At 45.3% G+C, this 23223-nt stretch carries 23 protein-coding genes; 6 read left to right on the top strand and 17 right to left on the bottom strand.

The genetic code is table 11. From position 1 onward, the window contains the following. Nucleotides 1-901, bottom strand: a 901-nt coding sequence (locus tag OW491_RS02535; RefSeq protein WP_290034546.1) for a TonB-dependent receptor plug domain-containing protein, incomplete at its 3' end; no start/stop codon positions are given. Nucleotides 902-1139: 238 nt separating this feature from the next. Between OW491_RS02535 and yghU the strand changes: the two genes are divergently transcribed. Next, nucleotides 1140-1985, top strand: a complete 846-nt coding sequence (gene yghU / locus OW491_RS02530) for a glutathione-dependent disulfide-bond oxidoreductase (protein WP_290034545.1) — start codon at nt 1140-1142, stop codon at nt 1983-1985. 14 nt (nt 1986-1999) lie between these two features. Here yghU and OW491_RS02525 read toward each other — a convergent pair whose 3' ends face one another. After that, the gene (locus OW491_RS02525) at nt 2000-2890 is read right to left on the bottom strand and encodes a LysR family transcriptional regulator (RefSeq protein ID WP_075178488.1); all 891 of its coding nucleotides are present in this window, start codon (nt 2888-2890) and stop codon (nt 2000-2002) included. A gap of 104 nt (nt 2891-2994) precedes the next feature. Here OW491_RS02525 and OW491_RS02520 point away from each other — a divergent pair, with 104 nt between their 5' ends. Next, nucleotides 2995-4170, top strand: a complete 1176-nt coding sequence (locus OW491_RS02520) for an MFS transporter (RefSeq protein WP_290034544.1) — start codon at nt 2995-2997, stop codon at nt 4168-4170. Between the two features lie 53 nt (nt 4171-4223). On the opposite strand, the gene modF is transcribed toward OW491_RS02520, so the two are convergent. Then, complete coding sequence (modF, locus tag OW491_RS02515; protein ID WP_290034543.1) at nt 4224-5651, bottom strand: molybdate ABC transporter ATP-binding protein ModF; 1428 nt, start codon at nt 5649-5651, stop codon at nt 4224-4226. 109 nt (nt 5652-5760) lie between these two features. After that, complete coding sequence (gene ilvC / locus OW491_RS02510; RefSeq protein WP_075172882.1) at nt 5761-7233, bottom strand: ketol-acid reductoisomerase; 1473 nt, start codon at nt 7231-7233, stop codon at nt 5761-5763. A gap of 267 nt (nt 7234-7500) precedes the next feature. Here ilvC and ilvY point away from each other — a divergent pair, with 267 nt between their 5' ends. Then, nucleotides 7501-8400, top strand: a complete 900-nt coding sequence (gene ilvY, locus OW491_RS02505; RefSeq protein WP_290034542.1) for an HTH-type transcriptional activator IlvY — start codon at nt 7501-7503, stop codon at nt 8398-8400. A gap of 26 nt (nt 8401-8426) precedes the next feature. Here ilvY and OW491_RS02500 read toward each other — a convergent pair whose 3' ends face one another. Continuing rightward, nucleotides 8427-9113: a YoaK family protein gene (locus tag OW491_RS02500; protein ID WP_290034541.1), complete on the bottom strand. Its 687-nt coding sequence runs from the start codon at nt 9111-9113 to the stop codon at nt 8427-8429. Between the two features lie 109 nt (nt 9114-9222). Here OW491_RS02500 and OW491_RS02495 point away from each other — a divergent pair, with 109 nt between their 5' ends. Beyond that, on the top strand, nt 9223-9399 hold the full coding sequence (locus OW491_RS02495) for a DUF6435 family protein (RefSeq protein WP_139303158.1): 177 nt from the start codon (nt 9223-9225) through the stop codon (nt 9397-9399). Nucleotides 9400-9444: 45 nt separating this feature from the next. Here OW491_RS02495 and OW491_RS02490 read toward each other — a convergent pair whose 3' ends face one another. The 9 genes from OW491_RS02490 to speB all read right to left on the bottom strand — a co-directional run bounded on the left by OW491_RS02490 (nt 9445) and on the right by speB (nt 18585). Further along, nucleotides 9445-10800, bottom strand: coding sequence for a GntP family permease (locus OW491_RS02490; protein ID WP_075172885.1), 1356 nt, complete (start codon nt 10798-10800; stop codon nt 9445-9447). A gap of 11 nt (nt 10801-10811) precedes the next feature. Further along, nucleotides 10812-11294, bottom strand: coding sequence for a hypothetical protein (locus tag OW491_RS02485; RefSeq protein WP_290034540.1), 483 nt, complete (start codon nt 11292-11294; stop codon nt 10812-10814). A gap of 276 nt (nt 11295-11570) precedes the next feature. Beyond that, complete coding sequence (locus OW491_RS02480) at nt 11571-12500, bottom strand: glyoxylate/hydroxypyruvate reductase A (RefSeq protein WP_290034539.1); 930 nt, start codon at nt 12498-12500, stop codon at nt 11571-11573. 3 nt (nt 12501-12503) lie between these two features. Continuing rightward, nucleotides 12504-13244, bottom strand: coding sequence for a class II aldolase/adducin family protein (locus OW491_RS02475; RefSeq protein WP_290034549.1), 741 nt, complete (start codon nt 13242-13244; stop codon nt 12504-12506). After that, nucleotides 13244-14770 (bottom strand): amino acid ABC transporter permease/ATP-binding protein, encoded by a 1527-nt coding sequence (locus OW491_RS02470; RefSeq protein ID WP_354669556.1) that lies wholly within the window; start codon nt 14768-14770, stop codon nt 13244-13246. Before OW491_RS02470 ends, OW491_RS02475 begins: the two co-directional genes overlap by 1 nt. A 47-nt stretch (nt 14771-14817) precedes the next feature. Next, nucleotides 14818-15618: an ABC transporter substrate-binding protein gene (locus OW491_RS02465; RefSeq protein WP_290034538.1), complete on the bottom strand. Its 801-nt coding sequence runs from the start codon at nt 15616-15618 to the stop codon at nt 14818-14820. 46 nt (nt 15619-15664) lie between these two features. Then, complete coding sequence (locus tag OW491_RS02460; RefSeq protein WP_290034537.1) at nt 15665-16714, bottom strand: 2-oxoglutarate and iron-dependent oxygenase domain-containing protein; 1050 nt, start codon at nt 16712-16714, stop codon at nt 15665-15667. 36 nt (nt 16715-16750) lie between these two features. Then, entirely contained in the window at nt 16751-17608 is an 858-nt protein-coding gene (locus OW491_RS02455) for a TIM barrel protein (protein WP_290034536.1), read from the bottom strand. 26 nt (nt 17609-17634) lie between these two features. Beyond that, a complete protein-coding gene (speB, locus tag OW491_RS02450; protein ID WP_290034535.1) occupies nt 17635-18585 on the bottom strand; it encodes an agmatinase in 951 nt (316 codons plus the stop codon). A gap of 161 nt (nt 18586-18746) precedes the next feature. Here speB and OW491_RS02445 point away from each other — a divergent pair, with 161 nt between their 5' ends. Beyond that, nucleotides 18747-19649, top strand: coding sequence for a LysR family transcriptional regulator (locus OW491_RS02445; RefSeq protein ID WP_290034534.1), 903 nt, complete (start codon nt 18747-18749; stop codon nt 19647-19649). A gap of 11 nt (nt 19650-19660) precedes the next feature. On the opposite strand, the gene OW491_RS02440 is transcribed toward OW491_RS02445, so the two are convergent. The 3 genes from OW491_RS02440 to OW491_RS02430 all read right to left on the bottom strand — a co-directional run bounded on the left by OW491_RS02440 (nt 19661) and on the right by OW491_RS02430 (nt 22601). Further along, nucleotides 19661-20818, bottom strand: coding sequence for a sterol desaturase family protein (locus tag OW491_RS02440; protein WP_290034533.1), 1158 nt, complete (start codon nt 20816-20818; stop codon nt 19661-19663). A 65-nt stretch (nt 20819-20883) separates the two neighbouring features. Then, nucleotides 20884-21519 carry a leucine efflux protein LeuE gene (gene leuE / locus OW491_RS02435; protein WP_215152404.1) on the bottom strand — a complete coding sequence of 212 codons (636 nt, stop codon included), beginning with the start codon at nt 21517-21519 and terminating at the stop codon, nt 20884-20886. Nucleotides 21520-21641: 122 nt separating this feature from the next. Continuing rightward, on the bottom strand, nt 21642-22601 hold the full coding sequence (locus OW491_RS02430) for a sensor domain-containing diguanylate cyclase (RefSeq protein ID WP_290034532.1): 960 nt from the start codon (nt 22599-22601) through the stop codon (nt 21642-21644). A 149-nt stretch (nt 22602-22750) separates the two neighbouring features. Between OW491_RS02430 and OW491_RS02425 the strand changes: the two genes are divergently transcribed. After that, the gene (locus tag OW491_RS02425) at nt 22751-23221 is read left to right on the top strand and encodes a GNAT family N-acetyltransferase (RefSeq protein WP_178969162.1); all 471 of its coding nucleotides are present in this window, start codon (nt 22751-22753) and stop codon (nt 23219-23221) included. The last annotated feature ends 2 nt before the right edge of the window (nt 23222-23223 follow it).

The raw sequence follows: 23223 nt of genomic DNA, 5'->3' as shown, positions 1-23223 counted from the left end.
CATCATAATCGGTGTAGCTACCATCATCATACGTTAATGGTAACGCCCCCCACATAGGGCTGTTTGCATTATTGCGCTGTTGATCGTAGCCGAACGTTAATAAGTCCTTTTCTGTCACATCAACTTCAATGACGCCATAGCCTAAGGTGGTGTCTTTCTCATAGCGATCTAAATACGACTCTTTACTCTGCTTAGCAATGACCGCTCGCCCACGGACTGTGCCTTCCTCATTTAAGCTACCGGATACATCAGCTTCAAGGCGTCTGGTATTCCAAGAACCCACCGTAGCAGCAATCGACGCCTGTGTTTCGTAAGTAGGACGTTTGCGAATCATGTTAACCGTAGCGGATGGATTCCCCACTCCAGCCGTTAACCCATTAGCTCCCTTGAGCACCTCAATACGGTCATACATAAACGCATCAAAATTGCTGGTGGGCGTATCCCCTAAAGCTGCTCCCACTCCGTCAGTTTCAAAATTCATAATGTCAAAACCACGTGACGTGAAATACACGCGATCCGTCTCGACCTTGTTTACCACAACCCCGGGAATTAGCGCTAACGCATCACTCACACTAGCAACAGAGAAGTCCTTCATTGCCTGGCTGGAGATGGTGGATACTGTTTGCGGTGTTTCCTTAATATCGATCGCTAAACCTGTAGCTGCAGCAGACCGTTTAACTTGATAGGAGCCTGTTTGTTCTGAAGGCGCAATATAACTAGATGTAATTTCAGAGTCTGTAACTTGTAAGGCTTGCAGCTCCTGCAGGTCATTTTGACTATTATCCTCAGCCAGTACATTACCGCTAAGCAATAAACACGGCACGATTAGGGCGGCTTCCCTGATACGTTGAGCTAAAAGACTGGGCTGGCTAGCAGGATATGCACTGCGGCAGAGGGACATTATCGACTCCTAAAAAAGGGAAAAGTTCATTTGAAACAACAAATCGTAATGCTAGTGATTATCATTTGTTATTTCAATTTATTTATAACTTATTATTAAATTTTTCTCTCAACAGACTTATGCAATCCCCCTACTTAACAATGCTCTCTAGCCTGAATAAGATAAACTCACATCAAAACTGACGCACTCAACAAGCCATCCAGCATTGTTCGCGTAAGCTAATAATTAGGAGCAGCACATGAGCAGCAACGAATATACACCTCCAACAGTATGGGAATGGGATCCAGAAAACGGTGGAGAATGGGCAAAAACTAATCGGCCGGTTTCAGGCGCAACGCACGAAAAAACACTTCCGGTAGGTAAACACCCGTTCCAGCTTTATTCACTGGCCACACCCAACGGCCAAAAAGTCACCATTATGTTCGAAGAACTATTAGCATTGGGCTTTGCCGAAGCGGAATACGATGCCCACCTAATCAAGATCGGTGACGGCGATCAATTCTCATCTGGCTTTGTAGAAGTAAACCCGAACTCCAAGATCCCTGCTTTGATGGATCACAACACAACACCGCCCACTCGCCTTTTTGAGTCAGGCTCTATCTTGCAGTACCTCGCCGATAAATTTGGCGCGCTGGTGCCTAATGACCACGCAGGTAAAACCGAATGCCGTAATTGGCTGTTTTGGCAAATGGGCTCAGCCCCCTATTTAGGTGGTGGCTTTGGACATTTCTATGCCTACGCACCTTATAAAATGCAGTACCCCATTGACCGCTTCACGATGGAAACTAAGCGCCAATTAGATGTATTAGATAAGCAACTAGCTAACAACACCTATATTGCAGGCGAGGAATATTCGATAGCCGATATTGCAATCTGGCCTTGGTATGGCAACTTAGTATTGGGTAATTTATACAACGCGGCGGAGTTCCTAGACGTAAAAAGCTACACCCATGTATTACGTTGGGCCAAGCAGATTGAACAGCGCCCTGCCGTGCAACGTGGACGCATCGTTAACCGCACTTGGGGAGACGAACAATTAGCCGAGCGCCATGATGCGGCAGATATAGATGCGGTTTTAAATTAATAAAACAGGCTTTATCACAAACTAATATTCGTTTTAATAAAAGACAAAAACGCCTCAATGCGTGAGGCAAGCACAGTATGTTTGTAGTACACAGCCTGAACCAGCTCCCTGGGGTTCGGGCTGTCTTTGATATCACCCAATACCTTAATCAAACGCCCTTCATCCAAGTCTTTTTTCACCATAAAATTAGACAGCAAAGCAATACCATTACCCGCCAAACATAATTGGCGAACCGTTTCCCCGCTACTTGCACTAAGGCTTACGGGTAATACCGTAGGCGGAGAGGTGTATAGCTTATTTAAGTTGGGATTATCAGAGAAGCCGATCACTTCATGCTGATCAAGGTCTGCCAGCGTTGCAGGCTCACCATTTTGAGCTAGATAAGCAGGAGAAGCGACAAGATGTAAGCGGCTTCTTCCTAAGAACGTCGCATTCAGCCCCGAATCTGATAACTCACCAATTCGCACAGCAAGATCTGTCCGTTTCTCAATGAGATCAATAATTCGATCATTAGATACAAGCTCTAAATCAATTTCAGGGTGTGCTTCCCTAAATGGCTTAATCAAGGGAACTAATTGATGGAGCACAAACGGACTCGCAGCATCAACCCGCAAGCGTCCGCTAGGACGTACCTTTTGCTCTGCTAACGCAAACTCGGCAGCGGCAATACTGTCCATAGCTTGGCGAATTGCCATTATAAATTGCTCGCCTTCCGGCGTTAGGTTCACTTTGCGAGTCGTTCGTGTAAAAAAGCTACAGCCATGTTCTAACTCTAAACGAGCAACAGCACGGGACACTTTAGCTACCTGAAGATCAAGGACGGCAGCGGCGGCAGAAAAACCGCCATGATCAGCCACGGCTAACAAGATCTCTAGATCTTCTGTTTTAGATCGGATTCCGCTCATATTATTGCACCAAATGATAAAGTATTTTGGAACTAATGCTATTTTTGCAAATATTAAAACACTTCATACTGCCTCCTATTACAACTTTATTAGGAGTACAGATTATGCCGCTTGCCCTTTGGGCGCTTACCCTAGGCGCCTTCGCCATCGGTACAACAGAATTTGTCATTGTGGGGTTAATTCCCACGATTGCCAATGACCTTTCCGTAACCCTACCCAGCGCAGGTCTTCTCGTAAGCCTTTATGCATTAGGGGTTGCTGTGGGCGCCCCAGTGCTCACAGCGTTAACAGGGAAGCTAAATAGAAAATGGCTGTTACTCGCCTTAATGAGCTTGTTCATTATAGGCAACTTATTAGCGTGGAGCTCACCTAATTATGAAGCGCTCATTATGGCTAGGATCCTCACAGGGCTAGCTCATGGCGTATTCTTTTCTATTGGCTCTACCATCGCTACCCGCCTAGTATCAAAGGACAAAGAAGCGAGCGCAATCGCCCTCATGTTCACCGGCCTGACCGTAGCATTGGTAACCGGTGTTCCTTTAGGGACATGGATAGGTCAACATTTTGGCTGGCGTGCGACGTTTCTTGTTGTTTCAACGTTGGGGATAATTGCGCTAATTGGAAGCTTTATACTCGTACCTAACAACCTAAAAAGCTCACCCAGCGCTAGTATCGTGAAGCAGGTTTCTGTTCTTCTCAAGCCTAGACTACTACTGGTTTATGCGATGACGGCGATAGGTTATGGCGGCACCTTTGTTGCCTTTACTTTTCTTGCTTCTATTTTAGAGTCTGTTAGTGGCTTTCCCCAATCAAGCATTGCTCTAATCATGCTGGTTTACGGAGTTTCAGTAGCAGCGGGAAATATTTGGGGTGGTAAACTGGCTGATAAAGTCGGGCCTGTTTCGGCACTAACCACTATTTTCACAGCGCTTTCAGGTGTGCTGTTTATATTCTACTTCACAGCTCCCTACCCCTTACTCGCTTTAGGAACGGTACTAATATGGGGTGCATTTGCGTTTGGCAACGTACCTGGCCTGCAAGTATATGTGGTGCAAATAGCTGAGCGCGAAGCGCCACATGCCGTAGAAGTCGCTTCAGGGTTAAACATTGCCGCTTTTAATGTAGGCATTGCGTTAGGCGCTATAATCGGTGGTCACATTGTCGACCAATACCGCCTTATAGACACAGCATGGGTAGGTGGCATTATTGTCATCATTGCACTATTGCTAACTCGGCTAAGCGGTTGGCTAGACAACAAGCAAACACTGGTTACGGCCTAACAACAACTAACCAGCAATGAGCCTCTGTAAAAGTGGCTCATTGCTGACGGTGCTCATTCGTTCTTAGTCAACGCCAAATAATTATCAATACCCGCTATCTGATCTTCTGGGTGATGGTTAACATACAACACAGCCGTTTCAGAACCGGCGCAAATTTTCTCAATCAAGGCCAGCACCAACTGGCGGTTCATATCGTCTAGCCCTAAACACGGCTCATCCAGTATCAGTAAAGGCGGATGTTTAACCATGGCTCTGGCAATTAATAATAACCGCTGGTCACCGTAAGACAATTTATTAAAGGGCTGATCGGCGCGATCCTGCATCCCCAATAAAGCGAGCCACTGGTCAGCAATTTTCTTTTGGCGGTCAGTGCATTTACTGTACAACCCAATGCTGTCGTAAAAACCAGAGATGATGACATTTCGCAAGCTAGTACTGACGCGGTATTCCCACTGTAATGCCGTAGAAACGTATCCTATAAACTGCTTTATTTGCCAAATACTTTCGCCACTGCCGCGTTTAAAGCCAAATACAAAGATATCATTTACATAACACTGAGGGTGATCGCCCGTAATTAACGACAAAATGCCGGTCTTGCCACTACCGTTAGGGCCACTGAGTTGCCAATGTTGATTAGGCTCGATTGTCCAATTCAACTTATCCACAATTACCGTATCACCATACTTGATGGTGATGTCCGTTAAACGCACTAAAGGCTGAGTGGGGTCTAGCGCGGGCAACGCCGTTTCTGGATCGGCTTCGGGGACACTGAGGTCAGTGGTTTTCAAATGCAAAAGTTGATACAACTCGCTAAACGCCGACTCATCATCACGGCAAACGGTATGAGGTAAACGCCCTTTTTCTACGTAAGCGACATGCGTAATAAAGTCTGGCATTTCGTCAAATCTATTCAGCACAAAAACCATAGGTACAGTGGAGATAAGCGTTGCCAAATGCGCCTGCAGCATAGATAAGGTCGCGGCATCTAAACCATCAAAAGGCTCGTCTAAGATCAGCAGGTCAGGCTTACTTGTGAGCGCACGGATTAACATAACTTTTCGGCTTTCACCGGTAGAGAGTTTACGAAAAGCACGTTCTAATAATCCGCTTAAGCCAAACTTACTCACTAACTCATTGGCTAGCTGTGGGTCTTGGCATCCCTCGAATATCATCTCCTTAACCGGTGTTCCCTCTGAGATAACATCCATGATATCGGCATCATCTTTTTTTAACTCAGCCGCAATAAGGTCTGCTTGCGCTTCAAAGGAAACAACACCGACCCGTGACGGAAGACCCGATACCCCACCAGACTCGATATCACCAACCCCAGCCAAAACTGCGGCTAACGCTGACTTACCTGCGCCATTCGTGCCCGTTATGACCCAATGTTGGTTTGGCTCAATGGTCCAATTAACTTCGCTTAGTAAAAAGCGGTCATCAAAGTTTACTGTTACATTTTCCAGGCAAATTGAAGTATCCATAACGCAGATATCCTAATTAATAGCAGTCCACAAAAAAGGCCGAGATATCAGTCTCAGCCTTTTTAATCTCAACACCTACCGAACATATCGGTCAGGAGTAACGAGTCGATTAAACGATTTTCTTCATGTCAGCCATGTGGCCACGAAGAACAGCACCAATCGCTTCAACCGGGTGGCTGCGCAACGCTGTGTTAACTTCGATCAAACGAGCGTTATCAACACCGGTATCGTCAAGGTCTAAGCCTTTACCGATAACGTCTGTTTTGATGCCTTTCATGAAGTCGCCTAGCAACGGCAAGCAAGCATGGTTGTACAAGTAGCAACCGTATTCTGCTGTATCAGAAATTGTTGCGTTCATTTCGTACAACTTCTTGCGTGCGATTGTGTTAGCAATCAGAGGAGTCTCGTGTAAAGACTCGTAGTAAGCAGATTCAGCAATGATACCCGCCGCTGTCATTGTTTCGAATGCTAATTCAACGCCTGCTTTAACCATAGCAACCATCAAAATACCGTTGTCGAAGAACTCTTGCTCAGAGATTTCAACATCGCCAGCTGGTGTTTTTTCGAAATTAGTTTCGGCTGTTTCTGCACGCCACTTCAGCAAGTTAGCGTCATCGTTAGCCCAGTCTTCCATCATTACGCGTGAGAAAGTACCGTCGATAATGTCATCTTGGTGCTTGTTGTACAGTGGGCGCATGATTTCTTTCAACTCTTCAGAAAGATCGAATGCTTTGATCTTAGCTGGGTTAGAAAGACGATCTAGCATGTTAGTCACGCCACCATACTTAAGTGCTTCAGTGATTGTTTCCCAACCGTACTGAATCAACTTCGATGCGTAACCTGGGTCGATACCTTCTTCAACCATTTTGTCAAAGCAAAGAATAGAACCCGTTTGCAACATACCACATAGGATAGTTTGCTCACCCATCAAGTCAGATTTTACTTCAGCGATGAAAGAAGACATCAATACGCCGGCTTTGTGGCCGCCAGTACCTACAGCGTAAGCTTTAGCCAACGCTAAACCTTCACCTTTAGGGTCATTGTCTTCGTGAACAGCGATCAGGGTAGGAACACCAAAACCACGAACGTATTCAGCACGTACTTCAGAACCAGGGCACTTAGGTGCAACCATGATAACCGTCAAATCTTCACGGATTTTCATGCCTTCTTCTACGATGTTGAAACCATGTGAGTAAGACAAGCAAGCGCCTTTCTTCATCAATGGCATAATTTCAGTAACAACGGGTGTGTGCTGCTTATCCGGCGTTAAGTTAAGAACAACATCGGCTGTTGGGATTAGCTCTTCGTATGTACCAACAGTAAAGCCATTTTCAGTAGCGTTTTTCCACGACTGACGCTTCTCAGCAATTGCTGCAGCACGCAGTGTGTAAGACACGTCTAAACCGCTATCGCGCAAGTTTAAACCTTGGTTAAGGCCCTGAGCGCCACAACCGATAACAACAATTTTTTTGCCTTTAAGCGCTTCAACACCGTCAGAAAACTCTGACATATCCATGAAACGACATTTAGCCAGTTGAGCAAGTTGCTCACGCAGTGGCAGCGTATTGAAATAATTAGCCATGTTAAACACATCCATTAACTTGTTGTGATCAATCGTGGTAGCAAAGCACACCGAGATTGAAAAAGTATTACACCCTTGTTAACCACCATTCTCATATCAGCCAAGCCAGCATCGATGAGGTTGCGGTACAAAAATGCATAAATTATTAAGTGGTGGCTACTCTATAGAAAAGACAACCTTTCGTAAATTGATATAAACGCAATATTACGTCCCACTTTATGCAATGATTCCTATATTTGGTGCTTTCTTATCCGTTACAATGGCACCATGAATACACGAACAATCAAACACTTCTTAGCGTTGGCGGATACGTTACATTTTGGGCGCGCTAGCGAAGAGTGCAATATCAGCATTTCAGCCCTATCGCGAAATATTCGACAACTCGAAGAAGAAGTTGGCGTGGCTTTATTTAACCGCGACAATCGTATGGTAGCGCTGACGCTAGAAGGCGAAAAATTTCTGGCCTATGCGCGTGAAGCCAGCAGCCAATGGAACCTGATTCGGCATGAGCTAACCGACAATAGCGATCAGCTTCACGGTGAAATTAGCCTTTATTGCTCGGTAACCGCCAGCTATAGTTTTTTGTTTGATTTACTTAACCGCTTTCGCATAGCGCATCCCGGCATTGAGATAAAACTCCATACAGGCGACCCCGAACACGCGGTATCACGCATACTGGATGGTAAAGAAGATATTACTATTGCAGCCAAGCCTGCTAACTTAGCGCACGGTCTAGTGTTTAAACACATCACTGTCTCGCCTTTGTTATTTATAGCACCCGCCGAACAACACGTACCCAACGTACCTACCCATCCGCCCACTACGGCCAAGCAATGGGCCAATGTACCCATGATTTTGTCAGAAGGTGGCGTGTCCCGTAACCGGGTAGACACCTGGTTTCGTAAACTAGACATTACACCGACAATCTATGCGCAGGTAACCGGCAATGAGGCCATTGTCAGCATGGTCAGCTTAGGCTTCGGTATTGGTGTCGTCCCTAAAATAGTATTGGATAACAGCCCACTGGTTGATCGAATCAAAGTGCTGGACGTACAACCGGAACTAGAACCTTATGACATCGGGTTATTCACTCTAAAAAAGAGCTTAAAAAACCCGATGGTCAATGCTTTTTGGAGTCTAATGTCAGAAGAAAACAAGCTGACCTAGTCGTTAGCCAACGCAGCCGTGCCAACTCAATGGCCGTCTGCGCGCTCTGACCTGAGCGCCTGATAACTGTAAATTCGATACCACATAGACAACATCAAACAGATAACCGCAGGGACCAATAACGCGTAAAAGCGCCACATAACAAACAGTAAAGCGCCCACGACACCCCCCACAATAAACCCGGTAATAATCAGCAAAAATAAAATAGCTTTGCGCTTATCAAAACGCTCGCCTCGCAGCTTTTCACCAACCATTATCCCCAAGTCCGTAAAAATCCCCGTCACATGAGTCGTTCGAACAACAGCCCCGCTATAAGTGGTAGCCAGCGCATTTTGTAAACCGCAAGCAGCCGATGCTAAAAAATGACCATACGAGAGTTCATGCGATAGCAAAAAGATAGCGCCCAACAGCAATACGGCTTCGATTAACAGCGCCGTATCGTAATGTCGCCCCAACTTGAGTGCGCTACCATGCAGTAAAAAGCCAGACAGTGAAGCGCCCAAAAAGAAGCACACTAAGATCATTAGTAAATGCAACGCAGCCGTAAAGGATGTGTTGACTAAGCTGGTCCCCAACAAAGTTGCGGTACCCGACAAATGGGATACCGACTGATGCTCAAAACCCAGCAAACCGATTGCATTTACACAACCGGCAATTAACGCAAGAATAAAAGCCCCGTATTCAACCCAGCGCGGTAATTTCGAGACCATCATTTCTCCTCATTGATTCCCTGTGAGATGCTAATCGCTCGATTAAAAAATATATCTAAAACAAGACTGACACGTATAGATATGAATTATCAATCATTCAATAGGCGATGATATGTTCTCTTTTTTCAAATCCAACCCCAGCAAAAAACTCCGCAAGCAGCATGATGAAAAACTAGAAGATGCTATGAATGCACAGCGCAATGGCGACATTCAAGGATACGCGATGTTAACAAAAGAAGCGGAGGAGATTTGGGCAAAAATAGAAGAGCTGGAAAAACAGCAAGCATGAATAATAGCAGCCCTCATATAGGTTGAAGGCTGCTTTATGTTTCCCCTACACCACGCCCAACGTTGCAAGCACGATCACGATAGTAGTCGCAATTAACGGGATAGCCATCGTACAGATAGCAATATCAAAGTAAGACTGCTTGTGGTTGAGCTTGGTCACGGCCAGCAATGTAATAACCGCACCGCAATGAGGTAGCGTATCTAAACCGCCTGCTGCCATAATCATTATTCGATGGATAACACCGGGGTCGATACCATTAGCCGTTGCCAACGCTAAAAAGTCGGGGCCTAACGCTTCCACCGCAAGGGCCGTACCGCCTGACGACGAACCAATAATACCGGCCAAGAGCGTAGTAGATACCGCTACAACCACTAATGGAGGTCCAGGAATCGCCATAATAGCGGCTTTAATCCCCGCAAAAACGGCTAGTGATTTGATTACACCGCCGTAGCCCACTTCTGAAGCGGTATTAAAGATAGGTAAAAGCCCACCAACAGCCCCATCGAAAACTTCCTGATTAGGCTCAGCAATGCGTTTTCTAAACACCACCAGCAACAGAACAATAGCAACAGACAAAGCAACAACGACCGACCAGATACCATTAATCCCACCAAAAGAGGCATAGCGCTCAACCGCCGCTTCACTTTTGAAGTAACCATTGGTCAGCACAAAATTAATAATAAAAACCAGAACAATCGGCAAAAATGCCAACCAAACCGCTGGCACATCGCCATCTATGCGGATATTTTCGTCCGGGTGATCACCGTACCCTTCGCCTTTAGCCATCGCTTTAGAAGAGCGTAAATTTAACCAAGCAATAGAACCTATGCACATCAGTGCAGCACCTATCAAACCGATCATAGGAGCGGCGTAGATATCAGTTCCAAAGACAGGAATCGGAATTGTATTGATATATTGCGGTGTCCCCGGGATTGCAGTCATTGCAAAGGTGAACGCCCCCGCTGCAATCGCCGCCGGTAAAAAACGCTTAGGGATGGTCGCCTCGCGGAATAACGAAGCACCAATAGGATAAATAGCGAATACCACAACAAATAAAGAAACACCCCCATAAACCAGCAAGCCCGTGGCAATAATAACAGCCGCTATCGCTCTTTCTTTGCCAAATTTTTCAGAGATAAAACGCGCTATTGAGCGAGCACACCCACTGGCCCCCATCAATTTCCCGAAAATAGCACCGGTTAAAAATACCGGGAAGTAGGTTTGAATATAGTTTGCGGCAGCAGGCATAAATTTGCCTGTCCATGCCACCAGCATAGGGAAATCACCGGTTACAAACACTGTCCCCATTGCTAATAACGGAGCCAACACAAGCACCGTCACCCCGCGGTAAGCAAAGTACATTAACAACACCAGCGATAGAACAACCGCTATAATGTCCATTCATTTTCTCCTTAACTTTTTATAATTCTAAGAACAACAAGCACTGCAACACACACAAGACACACTTGTACTATTATTAAAAAGATTGGCATAAACATTTTTTTATTATTAGCAATCTTTTTATTAGCATCATTAATAAAACTAAATTCCTCATCAGACCTAAACAAATTAAAGGTTTTATAAACCAATAAAATACATTGCAAACAAATAACTAACAGCAACATATTGGCTATATACAAACCAACAGAGCCGATTTTTTCCATAAAAATAGTAATAACAGCGAGTAAAGAGAAGCTTAACAAGGTTAACATCTCTAACTTGATATCCCTGCGCTCAAACTTGTAGACATCCACAACCATCATGAACAGGACAAGCAACGGCATATGAATCCACCCCACTAGTGAGTTGTAGAAATAGATAGCCTGCACCAAAACAACAACAGCCGTTGCATGGAAAAAAAATTTAGAATACGAAGGAGTAATAGAAATAGCCAAAAGTTTACCCTGTGAAACCTTAAAAAAATCAACAAAAACGTCAACCTGATTTAGGAAACATCATTATATTTATTAAGTTTATCGTTATTTTAACTATTGGTTTTAACAGATGAGACAAGTCTACTGATAAAAGACAGCGAGTAACAAGCCAAGGAATTGTGTTTTTTTTATTTCAATATCGCAAAAGTGCATTGCAAGTTTTACAGAGACGTTATACTAAAGACTAAGACCAAAGCGTAGAACTTCGATCTTAGACGGGTACAAAAAGAAAAACGCTTAGTAGCCTAAGGTGCGGTCAATGGTATTCAGTAGTGGTTGGTCTTTAATAAAGCGCAAAACGTTCTGATGTACTTGATGCGCGATCATGGCCGCTGAAGATGAAGAAGCCATATGAGGCGTTACAATCACCCCCTCGGTCGTCCAAAGCGGATGATCAGCTGGTAGAGGTTCAGCGGTAAAGACATCTAACACCGCGCTTCTTAGCCACCCTGTTTCCAGAGCACTTATCAAGTCTGCTTCGACCAAATGCCCACCTCGCCCGGTATTCACCAAGCACGCACCTTTTGGCAGAGCCTGAAACAATGAATGGTTAAGAATGCCTTGCGTTGCTTGGTTAAGCGGCAGCAAATTTACCAGCACATCGACTTGCTCCAAAAAGCCCGTAAACTCTGACGGCCCAGAAAAAGTTGAGACGCGCTCAAGCTGTTTAGGGCGGCGAGACCAGCCCGATACGGAGTAACCAAACTGTGCTAAGCCCGTCGCTACATGCGCTCCTATTTCACCCAAGCCCATCACCCCTACTCGGACCTCATTTGCAGGGAGCTGTGGGTAAAGATGCCATCGTTGCTGAGCTTGATTCTTAACAGTGCGATCAAAATCACGATGGTGATTTAAAACACACCAAAGGACATACTCCAACATGCCTTGCTTTTGATCGGGGTCGACGATACGCGCAACGGGTAAACCCGACGCCAACAAGCTTTGACCTAAATGATCGACACCTGCCGCGGCAGAATGAAGACATTGTATCTGCGGAAACTTATCCAATAATGCTTGATCAGGATGCCAGCACACCGCCATTTGAGCATCACCAGCATTCGAGTCCTGCGGCAGACACACGGTAATATCATCAAATTTACCCAGCTCCATTAACAAACTGCTCGAAAGCTCAGCATCATCAATAGAAATTAGAACAGTAGGAGACATCATTTAATCCTTATAACTTGGGTCTAGACGGTCGAGCTTTCTAACCCATGCGTCCCAAACCACATGGCGTTCATGTTCCACACCTTTAAACTGCCCGCACACATGTTCAGCTAATGAATCCGGAATCTCATTAATAGGTGATAACGACGCTAATTGAGCCGTAGCTAACTGAATTTCGCAAGCCCGGTTCAGGTAAAACATAATCTGAAACGCATCTGCCACACTTTGGCCCACACTCAACAAGCCATGATGCTTCAGCATGAGCGCGATATGGTTACCCAAAGACGTTTGGATACGCGCCCGCTCTTCTATGTTAAAAGCAACACCTTCGTACTCGTGATACCCCAAGCGGCCATGGAACTCAGTGCTAATCTGATTAAGATTTAACAAGCCCCGCTCACAAGCGACAACAGCCATACCTGCTAATGTGTGCGTGTGCATAACACAATGCGCATCATCACGCGCCATATGCACAGCACTGTGTATCGTAAACCCGGCGAGATTGTAATCGGATTTTCCGTCCAACACACGACCATTCACATCAACCACAATGAGGTCACTGGCACATATTTCATCAAACATTAAACCGAACGGGTTGATCAAGAAACGAGGCTCACCCGCGCCAGGAAGCCTCACCGAAAAATGTGTATAAATGGTGTCTTCCCACCCCATCATGGCAGCTAAGCGATAAGCGGCCGCTAACTGCTCACGTAGAACGGTTTCGCTCTCAGGTAAATGATTCATCACGCGCTTCTCCCCATAAACTCACGCATGCGGACATACTCGATTTGCTGATTTTGCTCATCAATAATAGCCGTCGGTTCCGCATTTAATTGGATCACACCATGCTCCATCATAACCACACGATCAGAAACGCTCAGTGCAAAGTCCATTTCATGGGTCACAATAATCATTGTCATACCCTCTTTCGCTAAATCTTGGATCACTTTTAACACTTCAGAGACCATCTCAGGGTCCAGCGCGGAGGTAGGTTCATCAAATAAAATAATATCGGGCGATAAGGCCAATGTACGGGCGATTGCAACACGCTGCTGTTGACCACCGGATAACTGGTGAGGATATTTATCGGCATGGGCCAACAAACCAACTCGGTCTAACAAGTAATAAGCTTGTTGACGGTTGAGTTCGGAATCACTGGATTTACCGTGATAGCGCGGCGCCATCATAATGTTGTCTAATACTGTCATATGAGGGAAAAGGTTAAAGCTCTGGAACACCATTCCAATCCTTAGCATACCTTTTCGTAGCACCGTTGGATTCGTGTTGTTTTGGTCTTTTATAAAATCTTCACCAAACAACACTATCTCACCACTATCAATCGTTTCGAGCTTATTTATTGTACGGATCAAGGTCGTTTTACCAGAACCTGAAGGGCCTATAATGCTAACGACTTCCCCTTCTTTAATTTTTAGATTAACCCCCTGCAACACCGTATGTTCGCCATAAGACTTACGTATATCACGTAACTGTAATGCCGGCGGAGCACCTGCTGTCTGGGATGGCTCCCGGATAGGCATAGGCAGCGCGGTATCACGCAACTCATTACAACGGTCATTATTCAGGGTCTGTGGCGCACGTGACGGAACGTCCATCCGCCGCTCAATCCACTGCAAAACCGAACCAAAAACCGTCACAATCAATACGTAATACACTGCAACAGCCAACAAGGTTTCTAGTACCAAGAAGTTTTGTGCATATAAACGCTGACCCGTTTGTAAAAGCTCGGGTAAAGAGATAGCCGACACCAACGAGCTCAACTTAATAATAGTGACGTATTCATTAATCAGCGTCGGCATAGAAATACGAATCGCTTGTGGAATAACAATCAAGCGTTGAATACCCAAATAACTGATATTTAACGCATGGCCCGCTTCCTTTTGCCCTTTAGCAACAGAAAGTAAGCCGCTACGGTGAATCTCCGCCATATAAGCGGCTTCTGTGACCACCAAACTCACCAAACCAGCGATGAAAGGCACCCCCAAGAAGGCGCCAGTGGACGGAAAAAGCTGAGGTAAATTGTAAACAAACACTAAAACAACCAGCAAAGGCACGCTGCGAAAGAACCAAACGAAGGTCTTTGCTGGTAGATTCAACCATTTATGTGAAGACATTTTGGCAGAAGCGATAAAGAAGCCTAGAACGAGACCAATCCCCCACGATAATGTACTAATTAACACCACGGTGACACATGCTTTCCAAAACGCACTCATCGTGAATAACGAGAAGAAATACTCCCAATCTAAGCTCATAGCGGCTCCTACCTAAATCGTATTAGTTATGTCTTAAATGAATGGAGTTAGTCGTTAACCGGGGTAAGTTCGTACTTATCAATTAATGCCATGTAAGAGCCATCAGCCTTGATTGCTGACAGCGCACTTTCAAGGCTTGCTTTAAGAGCCGCGTTGTCTTTTTTCACATACATGCCCAGAGTCTGTGGATAAACGAGATCTGGCGAACTAATTTCGATACGCCCTTTTGTGCGCTCAGCAAACATTTTTGCCGCGCCGGCTATCTCTAACTGTGCTTGAACGTTACGTGATAAAAGAGCTTGAGATACTTCTGGCGCTGAGGGGAACTCTTGAACCGTAATGCTTTCTTTACCATTTGGCAGGCAATAGTCTGCCGATAAATCATTCAACGCTTTTACCCAAGTTGTTCCCTGCTGTAAACCTACTTTCATACCGCATAAATCTTGTTCGGTTTTAGGCTGAACCTCAGCGCCTTTAAGCACCATAATCGAGGCGCCGGTTTTCGCGTATGGAATCGCGTCTGCAATTTTTACTCGTTCAGGCGTCACGTACATTCCAGAAATCACCGCGTCGAATTTATTCGATCCTAGCCCCAAAATTAAGCTGGTGAACTTGGTATCATTAAACTGCGGCTTAGCACCCATTTTGGCCGCTAAAAGGGCCGAAATCTCTGGATCAAAGCCCACAATTTTACCGTCTTTATACGATTCAAACGGCGGGTAACTCACTTCCATACCAACGCTTAACGTATCTGCTGACAATAGCCCTTCAGCATGCGTCATTTGGCTCACACCAAGAGTCGCTAACGTGGAGATACCAGCAAGTAGTAATGATGTTGTCATTTTCATAGTAAAGCTCCTTTTAGATCTATTGATCTCGGTTTTGTCGTTACGATTAATTTTTATGCTTTTTTAAATGCCCAAACGTCGCTACTCCCGTTGCGCGTTCAGGTAATGCGGCTTCGCCATTGGCTACTTTTTCTCGTAAATAACGATAAGTCTGCAATGCTTGGCTATACATATGTTCGCCAATGCTTAACTCTTTGTAGGATTGCTCCTGTGAATCAAATTGCGGAAGCGGCTTAATCAATGTGTGGTAATCGCAAGCAAAAAATAACGGAAATGAATAACGCTCTTGGCTAACCTTACGGACACGATGCGATGTAGCAATAAACTGGCCAGCTGTTAACACTTCCAGCATGTCACCAATATTTATAACCAGCGCTTCTTCACCATTTTCAACCAAAGGTGGCGCATCAACCCAATCGCCTTTTTCATTCATAACTTCCAAGCCAGGTTGGTCTGATAAAAGCATGGTGAAACACTCATAATCCGTATGTGCCCCAATACCAGGGCGATCTTCTGCGTCTGCATTAAACGGATAATGAATAAGGCGAAGTTTTGACGGCGGGCAAGTCACCATGGATTCAAAATGGTCTTCAGGTAAATTAAGCGCCAGTGCAAATCCAGAGAACAGTTTGCGGCCTAATGCGAAAACGGATTCGTAATAATCCAATATAGACGCCCTAAATTGAGGCATATCAGGCCACTCATTAGCACCAATAAGAGGCGTCCCTTTTAAAACAAGCGGATGATCATCAGGAGCCTGAAAACCTACATCAAAGGCTTCTTTTTTATCAGGTTTACCGCTGCCATAAATTTCTTCGCCCTCTGGTACAAACCCTTTATGACTTGTAGATGCACCAATGTAGTACCGCATCTTCTGCTCTAAGGGTTGAGCAAAAAACTGCCGACTAGCCTCACGTAAAGCCTTAATTTTGTCAGCCGGAATACCATGACCCGTCACATACAAAAAACCAACTGCGCTAGCCGCCTGACCCATTTCGAAGGCAACTTTTTTACGATCGGTTAACGAATCACTCCACAGATCAGCAATGTTGACGACCGGAATCGAAGTAAAAGCGATAGGTTGTGTATCTGACATGAAAATCCCCTGTTTATAAATCATGTAAAATCGACACTATTGTGTGGCGTGCATGTGTGCTAAAAATTCTTGAAAGTGCTGCCGCTCAGTCAAAGCCATCCAATCATTCAACGACGCCAAATCAGCCACTGGCACATTGGTAAAAGGCAGATGGTGCAAATAACCATCGGCCCCAAACTCTGTAGTTAAGGTGGTTTTTTCGTAACCCTTTTTTAGGTGCTGTCGCCAAACGCTTTCCCAAATCCCTTGATGAAAAGCCAACGATTCCGCATATTCTGGAGCAGCAGGATGAGGCACTTGAGGGCCTTGGTCATAACCGACCCGAGCTTGAATATGATGAACGCGTTCTAGAAATGGTGATAAATCATCTTGCTCACTGTTCAGTAATCGCTCGCAGACCAACACCCAATGGCTAATATCTGTCGTAAATTGCAGGTCGGGTAATTGTCGAATTAAATCCATGGTTACCCACGGGCTATATAGAGACGATGCGCGGTGTGTTTCAAAGCTGCAAAGCATATTGTGGTCTTTTGCTAACGCTTGCGCTTTACCAAAAAAGTCCACTTGTTCTGTCAGCGACCAACGATCATTCCCAGGAAGAACATTGATAAAACGTGGCGCTAGATCATGGGCGTCCCTTAGTTTGCGGGCTAAACGTTCTAAGTGCTGAGCGCTGGTTTCAGACTGATCAGGAATCACGTCTGAACCGGTAAAAATAATACCTATAAAGCTCAAACCTTCATCTTCTAGCACGCGCCTAAAGTGCAGGCGTTCATGCTTCTCTTCGGAAAAGCGCGATTCAACACCGCAAAATCCCTTTGCTTTTAGTGCCCCAGCCAAGCACTCAATTGGGGTTTGAACACCCCACAAGGTCCGGAAAATATCTAACTTCATAGCGCACCCGCTTGCTCAACATTGGATTATCGATAAGTCACACCCGGCAAAACGCATAACATTTCGTACAACAGGTTAGCCGCCAATTGTGATGTGTTGCCGCTCACGTCGTAAGGCGGTGCCACCTCTACCAAATCACAGCCGACTAGGTTCAACCCTTTGCAACCTCGTACAATCTCTAGCGCTTGAATAGAGGTTAAGCCGCCAACCTCCGGTGTTCCTGTACCCGGAGCCCAAGCAGGATCAATACCATCGATGTCAAACGACAAATAAACAGGACGATCACCAATAGCTTGACGGATTTCGGCCATGAGCGGTTCGAGTGATTTATGCCAACATTGCTCAGCGGTCTTGAGCGTAAACCCTTGGCTTTCACCCCATTTGAAATCCTCAGCCGAATACCCCTGAGCACGCTGACCTATCTGGAAAACATGCTCACAATCCAACAACCCTTCCTCAACAGCACGGCGAAAAGTGGTACCGTGAGCAATCTTCTCGCCAAACATGGTGTCGTTCGTATCGGTGTGGGCATCAATATGAATTAAGGCAACAGGACCGTGCTTTTTAGTCAGCGCCCGTAAAATCGGTAAGGTAAGCGTGTGATCTCCGCCTAAGGTAAGCGGTATTAAAGGATAAGGGTTTAACTGTGTGTAGTAATCTTCAATGATGTCGACAGACTTAAGCAAGTTATAAGTATTAATGGGGACATCGCCAATATCTGCTACCGATAATGCATCAAAGGGTGCCGCGCCAGTTGCCATATTATAAGGGCGAATCATAACCGACTCGGCGCGAATTTGACGCGGCCCATATCGCGTTCCGGCCCGCTGCGATGTACCTATGTCCAACGGAATACCAATAAAAGCTGCATCTAAACCGGCTAAGTCTTCAACAAAAGGCAACCGCATCATGGTTGCTCGTCCACCAAAACGTGGCATATCGTTTCCGCTTTGGGGCTGATGTAATGGCTTTTCCATTCTAAATATTCCTCAACTGATGATGCGCAATAACAAAGTGCGCCTATGGCATATATTCATCCTAGGTAAGCGACCTTGACGGTTAAATAGCAAACCTGAAATAATCAGTTCAGAAATTACTGAAGTAAAAAACCTTCCAAAATTACGTGGAAACACCCTAAATGAGATCTGAAAAGCGCATCAATATCCGGCTTTTAGAAGTGTTTATAACGGTTGTAAAACACCAAGGGTATTCAGGTGCCCAACAAGAGCTCAATCTCACGACCTCGGCTATTAGTAATTACATGAGCGAGCTTGAAAGTTATTTAGGCTTTGTCGTGTGTCAACGAGGTCGGTCAGGCTTTATGCTGACCGAAAAAGGCCAAGAATTCCTTCATCAAGCCGTAAAGCTACTGGCTGAGATGGACGAACTAGAAAGGCATGCAGAAGCCTTAAAAGGCGATATGGGCGGCACATTTCGTATTGCGGTTTTAGACGCTACCGTTATGGATGAAGTTCTATCACTGCCAGAAATTATTCAGCAATTTAACGACCGCTTCCCCGCCGTGCATCTAAACTTACAAATACGCAGCCCGCACGAGCAAGTACAAGGCATCCTCAATAACCAACTAGATCTCGCCATTGGTAACTTCCCATCTAGCGTAAACAATGTCATAGAAGAAAAACTCTATCGCGAGCAGCATTGGCTTTACTGCAGCAATACTCATCCACTGTTTCCTGACCGTGGTGTCACCGTAGAACAAGTTACGCGCTATGGATTAGTGACCCGAAGCTATTGGAATGCCGCCGATCTTAGAAAACGCGGATTTGGTCACAGCACGGCAACCGTAGAAAGCATGGAGGCACAACTAGCTCTTATACTGTCCGGAAAATATGTTGGTTACCTGCCCGAACACTATGTGCAAATTGCGGTAAAAGAGAAGCGCCTGCGCCCACTCCTGCCAAGCGAATTTGGCTATCAAGCACCTTTTTCGATGATCTGTCGTCGTGGTCGCAGCAAAGAATTATTTATACGGACTATGCGCGAAATGCTAATCAAACAAACGTCCAACAGGGCTAAGTAAGCCGTTAGAACTTACTTATTTTTTAGCCGTTTTCGATTGGCTTCAATGGGATAAAACGTTTGCCCGTAAATAGAACGGGGTAAACGAACTGTCGTTCCATATTCAGCTGGCCAGTGATTGCCCGGCAAGTGATAAGTGCCAAACATGCGATCAAATAAAACCGTATGTGCCGAATAGTTGGTATCAATAGCGGGCTTTTCGGAGCTATGGTGCCAGTGGTGGAATTGCGGCGTCACTAAAATATACTTAAGCGGCCCAAAAGGAAGATCCAAATTGCAGTGGATCAAAATAGCTTGAAGCGCGGCAAAGGTAACATAAGCATTTAACGCAACCTCATCAGCCCCGAGCAAGTAAAGCGGTATCATAACCATTGCTCGCTCCGAAAACACCTGAATAAAATGCCCACGCGAGCCTGCTAGCCAATCTAAATTTTCGATAGAGTGGTGAACCGCATGAATCGGCCACAGCGCTTTTATCTCATGGTAAGCACGGTGTTCCCAGTACAAAACAAAGTCTGCACATAATACGATGAGAACAAACTGCACTAAAATCGGTAACGATTGAACAGACGCCTGCACGCTTGGGCTTAATGCCCAGCTAAAGTGACTCGCATGATAGTTAGCAAAAATCAAAATGGCAGAAATTGCCAAATGGTTAAAGCAGAAATAGAACATATCCGTGCCCCACTCGGGCCGGGTAATCAACTGGTCACGGTATTTAGGGAACACCTTTTCCAATACCATAAAAACAGCCGTAGACGCCAAAAACGCCAAAATCAACCAATCAACGCCTAATGATAGCTCTCGCGGTTCAACCGGACCAACAGGAATACTGTAACCTCCCAACGCAAAAGCGATTAAGGTAAACCCGATACCCGTTAACGCGTAATACTTATATTTGGCTCGGTTAAGCACCAAGGTTAACGCACCAAACATCAGCGAAAAATACATACCGTACTTAAGAACATCTTGTAGCTGCTTGGCATCATAGACTTTGCGCAACTCAGTGGTCGTTAAATACGACGGATATAAATAAGCCAACACCGCGAGCAGGCTTAAAATGCCCAGCGTGACCGACAAATAACAACTAATGCGACCTTCGCCAAAGCGGAACTCTTTTGCGGGGTTTTTCTCGATTTGACGCGGTTTATATTCGTATTGATCAGTCATTATTATCGTTATTCATCCATGTTAAAAAAGCGCACGTTCACAGTGCTTTAAACAGCGAATAGCCCCTAGTTGATAGCAGCCAATCGAGCAGCAAACCCCATAAAGATAAGCCCTAACAAGCTATTTCCAGCTTTTGCCATCGTTTGATTTTGACGAAAGTAACGGGAAAGCGAGCTACCGATAAGGATCAGCATCGTTAAGTACGTAAAGCTCACCACTTCCAAAATAACCGCCAAAATGCTGTAGGAGATCCACGTGTGTTCGTAGTTGAAATCGATAAACTGAATAAAGAACGATACGTAAAATAAAATCGCTTTTGGGTTGGTCAAGCTCAACATCAAAGACTTACGAAACACTCTTTCTTGCTTCACTTTAGGGCTCGAAGAATGCCCTTTTTTTGCGATCCAGTTACTGTAAATTAACGATCCGCCCAGATACAGCAGATAAATCGCCCCCAAATAACGAATGATGGTAAAAAGGATAGGCGATGTTTGTATGAGCGACGCTACGCCAAGGTATGATAATAATATCAGTATCGCATCACCGATCAGCACACCGGAAGCCGCACGATACCCCGCATTAAAGCCTAACGTAGAACCCGTTTTAAGCACATATAAAGAATTGGGGCCAGGGGCAAGAATAATCACAACCAAGCCTGCAATGTACGTCCAGATATTGATAACGCCAAAACTTTCCAGCATAGGAACACCCTGCAATCCATCATGGGGTAAAAAATAGAATAGGCATTATAAAATATAAGGCGCTAAAGCGTCGAGATCTTATGCGGCGCAGTAAACACCCTAAAAAAGAAGAGAAAAAATCATTAGCGTTTAGCTTTTTTAACCTCGTACATCAGCGCATCACACTCCGCGATCAATGATTCAATCGAATCATGCTTTTTACGATCGTATTCAACAATCCCATACGAGAAAGCAATCACATAACCACGGCCCTCTTGCTGGTTAATGGCCGCTATTGATGATTGCAAACGCGCCATTAAAGCCTCGCCATCCGCTTTGGTGCTATGGCTCAATAACGCCGCAAACTCATCGCCACCCAAGCGAGCCACAATATCAGAGTACCGTAATTCATGTTCCATTACACGAGCAAACGTAGCTAAGGCTCTATCCCCTTCTGGATGTCCAAACTGATCATTAACCGATTTAAAATAATCTAAATCCATAAACACTAGCGAATGAGTCACATTGTCACGTGCGGATAAGCTCAAGCTATGGCGCGACAACATCATAAACCCACGCCGGTTTAAAATGCCCGTTAGGTCGTCTTTAGTAGCTAGTTGCATCATCGAAAACTCACGCTCGGCTATGCATGCCAAATCAGCTAGCGCTTGTAAGTCATCGAGCTCAAAATATCGTGGCTTATAATCAACAATGCACAAGGTGCCTAATTTACTGCCATCCGGCGCTCTCAACGGATATCCGGCATAAAAACGCACATGTGTCTCATCATTCACCAAAGGGTTGTCAGCAAATCGCTCATCTTCAAGCGCATTAGGAATCACCAACATCTGGTCACCCAAAATAGCATGACCACAAAAAGAAATATCCCGCGGTAACTCCTTCACATCTAGACCAATACAGGATTTAAACCATTCACGGTTTGAGTCTATTAGGCTCACCGAAGCAACCGGCACATCAAATAAACGCTTAGCAAGGCGGGTTAGCCGATCAAAACGCTCCTCTGGCGGCGTATCCAAAATACCCAGCGACCTTAACGCCTCAAGCCGTTTTGCTTCGTCTTGCGGAATTTCAGGTTTTATCACAATCGCACTCCTTCACACGTCTACATTTACAGAGGGCTAACACCCCTTAATCCTGCTGCCATCCAAACAGCACTCGGCGCTGCACTCAAGAATCAGACTAGGATATAAACGCGGCTGCATTATTAGAAACGCTTACCCAAGGAAGACCCATGATCGCATGGCATTGTTCCCCGTTTAACGAACTTACCGTTCACACCTTGTATTCATTACTCAAAATACGCTGCGATGTCTTTGTGGTAGAACAAGCCTGTGCATACCCAGAACTAGACGATCTAGACACACACCCAAGTACTTTGCACCTGTACGCCACGCACCAAAACCAGCCTATTGCATACGCTAGAGTCTTAGCGCCCGATGTGAGCTACCCCTCGCATAGCAGTATAGGCCGCGTATTGGTTATACAAGAGTATAGACAAGAAAAACTAGGGCACACGCTAATCCAGCAGGCCATTAAAACGACTTTAGAAACGTGGCCACAGCAGCCCATAAAGATTGGAGCTCAATCTCGATTAGCGCATTTTTACCAAGCACAGGGCTTTAAGACGGTATCCCCACCCTACATGGAGGACGGTATTGAGCACATATCCATGGTCCTTGACCCCACACTCGCGGGCGAGTGATA

It is taken from the genome of Neptunomonas sp. CHC150 (assembly GCF_030397555.1).
Taxonomy (GTDB): domain Bacteria; phylum Pseudomonadota; class Gammaproteobacteria; order Pseudomonadales; family Balneatricaceae; genus Neptunomonas; species Neptunomonas phycophila.
This window is presented reverse-complemented; position numbering and strand designations above follow the sequence as displayed.